The 408-nt window shown below is 61.3% G+C and carries 1 protein-coding gene; it reads left to right on the top strand.

Translation table 11 applies throughout. The annotated features are described in order from the left end of the window. Positions 1 to 408 (top strand): histidine kinase dimerization/phospho-acceptor domain-containing protein (locus EN879_RS38625; protein WP_127274839.1); only part of this gene is annotated, 408 nt, incomplete at both ends.

The following is a 408-nucleotide window of genomic DNA, read 5'->3' as shown; positions in this document are numbered from 1 at the left end:
CAAGGATGGCACGACTTTCCCGATGGAGCTTTCCGTTGGCGAGATGCATCCGGGGACCGGACGTTTCTTTACCGGCTTCTGCCGCGACTTGACCGAACGCCACCGGGCAGAAGCAAGAATCCAGGAGCAGCAGCAGGAACTGCTGCACATGGCGCGGTTCACCGCACTCGGCGAGATGGCCTCAACGCTTGCTCATGAGATCAACCAGCCGCTCACCGCCATCACGAACTACCTCAAAGGCAGTCGTCGGCTGCTTGAGAAGAGCCGGGACGAGAATGCGCCCATGCTTCGGGATGCCGTGGAAAAGGCAGCTGAGCAGGCCTTGCGGGCGGGCGACGTCATCCGTCACCTGAGGGATTTTGTAGCGAGGGGCGAAAGCGAGCGCCAGGTCGAACGACTGCCAATGCT

Origin of the sequence: Mesorhizobium sp. M7A.F.Ca.AU.002.02.1.1 (assembly GCF_003998535.1) — a bacterium.
Lineage (GTDB): Bacteria > Pseudomonadota > Alphaproteobacteria > Rhizobiales > Rhizobiaceae > Mesorhizobium > Mesorhizobium ciceri.
Note: the sequence above shows the minus strand (reverse complement) of the source record. Positions and strands in the feature narration are given on the sequence as shown.